The following is a 3,507-nucleotide window of genomic DNA, read 5'->3' on the forward strand; positions in this document are numbered from 1 at the left end:
TCGTCGAGGCGCCCGTGGCGACACCGGCACCGGCCGTCGCAGCCGGAGACGGCGAACCGGCTCCCGTGGTCGTGGAACGCCGTCCTCGCCGACGGCGGGCCGCCGGCCGGCCCGCGGGTCCGCCGGTCGACGCCGAAGCGTAGGGAGCCGAAGCGTAGGAAACCGTCACCGGCCCGTTGTGTGCGGGCCGGTGACGGTGGCTGCCGGGGCGCCGGACGTTGTTCGACACAGCGCGGGCGGTGTCCGACACAGTCGGGTGTCACCGGTTTGACCCTGGCAGTCACCTTCCCGTAATCTTGCACAGTCGCTACTCGCGATAGAGCCGTGCTGCGCCTGGATTCCGGGAAATCCGAGAAATCGGGCAAGATTGCGGGCTCCGAGTCAGCAACCACACAGACCAGTCGCGCTGCACACCGTGGCGCGAGCACGTTCGAACTAGCAAGGGGTAGCCGTCCGATGGCAACGTACGCGATCGTCAAGACCGGCGGTAAGCAGTACAAGGTCGCTGAGGGCGACCTCGTCAAGGTCGAGAAGATCGAGGGTGAGCCCGGCACGGCTGTCTCGCTTGCTCCGGTCCTCGTCGTCGACGGGTCCGAGCTGACCACCGACGCCGACAAGCTGGCCAAGGTCTCGGTCACCGGTGAGATCGTCGAGCACACCAAGGGCCCGAAGATCCGCATTCACAAGTTCAAGAACAAGACCGGTTACCACAAGCGCCAGGGCCACCGTCAGAAGCTGACGGTCGTCAAGGTCACCGGCATCAAGTAACTCGAGACTTCCAGCTTCAACCCCAGGAGGGTTCGTCATGGCACACAAGAAGGGCGCATCCAGCTCCCGTAACGGTCGCGATTCGAACGCGCAGCGACTCGGCGTCAAGCGGTTCGGCGGCCAGGCCGTCAACGCCGGCGAGATCCTCGTGCGTCAGCGCGGCACCCACTTCCACCCCGGCGTGAACGTGGGACGCGGCGGCGACGACACGCTGTTCGCCCTTGCTGCCGGCTCGGTCGAGTTCGGCACCAAGCGCGGTCGCAAGACCGTCAACATCGTTCCGGTCGCGGCAGACGCCTGATCTGCCGTCCGATTCGGACGCTGCGAGGGTGTCCCTCGCGACATACTCCCAGTAGGGGCGGACCAGGGTCGCATACCCGGTCCGCCCCTACTGTTTTCGTTTACACCCCTGGTTTTCGTATATACCCCGATGCCGAATGTCATCGGTTCTTCGGACGGAGAGAGGTCCACCCATGTCCCGCTTCATCGACCGGGTGGTGCTGCACGTCAGCGCCGGCAAGGGCGGCAACGGTTGCGCCTCCGTCCATCGCGAGAAGTTCAAGCCGCTCGGCGGCCCCGACGGCGGTAACGGGGGCAACGGCGGCGACGTGATCCTCGAAGTGGACGGCAACGTGCACACGCTGCTCGACTTCCACTTCCACCAGCACGCCAAGGCCACCAACGGCGCGCAGGGCGCGGGCAGCAACCGCGACGGCGCGAACGGCGGCGACCTGGTGCTCAAGGTGCCCGACGGCACCGTCGTCCTCGACTCCGACGGAAAGGTGCTCGCCGACCTCATCGGCGTCGGCAACCGGTTCGTCGCGGCGAAGGGCGGCCGCGGTGGCCTCGGCAACGCCGCGCTCGCGTCCAAGGCCCGCAAGGCTCCCGGCTTCGCGCTGCTCGGTGAAGAAGGTGAGGAGCGCGACCTCGTCCTCGAACTCAAGTCCGTCGCCGACGTGGGCCTGCTCGGTTTCCCGTCCGCGGGCAAGTCGTCGCTGGTGTCGGTGCTGTCCGCGGCAAAGCCGAAGATCGCCGACTACCCGTTCACCACGCTGGTCCCGAATCTCGGTGTCGTGCAGTCGGGCGACACGACCTTCACCGTCGCCGACGTGCCGGGCCTGATCCCGGGCGCGAGCGAAGGCCGCGGCCTGGGCCTGGACTTCCTGCGGCACATCGAACGCTGCGCGGTGCTCGCCCACGTCGTCGACTGCGCGACCCTCGAACCGGGCCGGGACCCGATCTCCGACATCGACGCACTCGAAGCCGAACTCGCCGCCTACCAGCCGGCGCTGTCGGGGGACAGCAGCCTCGGCGACCTCGCCGACCGGCCCCGGATCGTCATCCTGAACAAGGCCGACGTGCCCGACGCCGCCGAACTCGCCGAGTTCGTCACCCCGGAACTCGAGGCCCGCGGCTGGCCGGTGTTCACCATCTCGGCGGTCAGCCGTGAAGGTCTGCGTCCGCTGACGTTCGCGCTGGCCCGGATGGTCGAGGAGTACCGGGCCGCGCATCCGCCGGCGGCACCGAAGCGTCCGGTCATCCGGCCGGTGGCGCGCGACGAATCCGGCTTCAGCGTCATCGCCGACCCGGAGACCCCCGGCGGTTTCATCGTCCGCGGCACCCGGCCGGAACGCTGGGTGCGGCAGACCGCGTTCGACAACGACGAGGCCGTGGGCTACCTCGCCGACCGGCTCGCACGGCTCGGGGTCGAGGAAGAACTCGTCAAGCAGGGCGCCGAGCCGGGCTGCTACGTCACCATCGGCGACGTCAGCTTCGAATGGGAGCCGCAGACGCAGGCCGGTGTGGACATCGTGCCCACCGGACGCGGCACCGACGCGCGGCTCGACCAGGTCGACCGCGTCAGCGCATCCGAGCGCCGCCACGCGAAGAAGGTCCGTCGCGGTCTCGCCACCGACGACGACGAATTCTAGATCGGCGCCCACCCGAAAGGCAGGCCAGAACCACCGTGAGCGACACCCGCGAGGTCATCGCTTCCGCACGCCGCGTAGTCGTGAAGATCGGCTCGTCGGCCATCACCAGCGTGGTCGGCGGCCTCGACCGTGACCGCCTGGACCGGCTCGTCGACGCGATCGAGGCCCGCATGCAGGCAGGATCCGACCTCACGGTCGTGTCCTCCGGGGCGGTCGGGGCCGGTCTCGCGCCGCTCGGGCTGACCAGCCGTCCTCGCGACCTGGCCACCAAGCAGGCCGCCGCCAGCGTCGGCCAGCTCGCGCTCGCCCACGCGTGGGGCACGTCCTTCGCCCGCTACGGACGCACCGTCGGTCAGGTGCTGCTCACCGCGGACGACATCGGCCGCCGGACCCAGCACCGCAACGCGCAGCGCACCCTGGACCGGCTGCGGGCGCTGCACGCCGTTCCGGTCGTCAACGAGAACGACACGGTCGCGACCACGGAACTGCGGTTCGGCGACAACGACCGGCTCGCGGCGCTCGTCTCGCACCTCGTCGGTGCCGACGCGCTGATCCTGCTGTCGGACGTGGACGGTCTCTACGACGGTGATCCCCGCAAGGGCAACGCCACGCTGATCCCCGAGGTCACCAGCCCCGAGGACCTCGACGGGGTCGTCGCCGGATCCGGCGGCGCACTCGGCACCGGCGGGATGGCGTCGAAGCTGTCCGCGGCGCGACTGGCCGCCGACTCGGGGGTACCGGTGCTGCTCACCGCCGCCTCGCAGGCCGATCGGGCGCTCACGACCGCGGACGTCGGCACCGCCTTCGC

Annotated in this window: 4 protein-coding genes; all 4 read left to right on the forward strand. The window is 69.6% G+C overall.

From position 1 onward, the window contains the following. The first annotated feature begins 456 nt into the window (after nt 1–456). The gene (gene rplU / locus ACN675_RS28400) at nt 457–768 is read left to right on the forward strand and encodes a 50S ribosomal protein L21 (protein WP_197250141.1); all 312 of its coding nucleotides are present in this window, start codon (nt 457–459) and stop codon (nt 766–768) included. 37 nt (nt 769–805) lie between these two features. Beyond that, on the forward strand, nt 806–1,069 hold the full coding sequence (gene rpmA, locus ACN675_RS28405; RefSeq protein WP_197250142.1) for a 50S ribosomal protein L27: 264 nt from the start codon (nt 806–808) through the stop codon (nt 1,067–1,069). Between the two features lie 172 nt (nt 1,070–1,241). Further along, nucleotides 1,242–2,699, forward strand: a complete 1,458-nt coding sequence (gene obgE, locus ACN675_RS28410; RefSeq protein ID WP_420753994.1) for a GTPase ObgE — start codon at nt 1,242–1,244, stop codon at nt 2,697–2,699. A gap of 35 nt (nt 2,700–2,734) precedes the next feature. After that, a partial coding sequence (gene proB / locus ACN675_RS28415) for a glutamate 5-kinase (RefSeq protein ID WP_420753995.1) occupies nt 2,735–3,507 on the forward strand: 773 nt, incomplete at its 3' end.

Source organism: Rhodococcus sp. O3, from assembly GCF_048897285.1.
Classification (GTDB): Bacteria; Actinomycetota; Actinomycetes; order Mycobacteriales; family Mycobacteriaceae; genus Rhodococcus.

Excerpts from the sequence above, each read along its gene's own strand:
- obgE (WP_420753994.1), top strand. The coding sequence starts at position 1,242 with ATGTCCCGCTTCATCGACCGGGTGGTGCTGCACGTCAGCGCCGGCAAG.
- rpmA (WP_197250142.1), top strand. The coding sequence starts at position 806 with ATGGCACACAAGAAGGGCGCATCCAGCTCCCGTAACGGTCGCGATTCG.
- rplU (WP_197250141.1), top strand. The coding sequence starts at position 457 with ATGGCAACGTACGCGATCGTCAAGACCGGCGGTAAGCAGTACAAGGTC.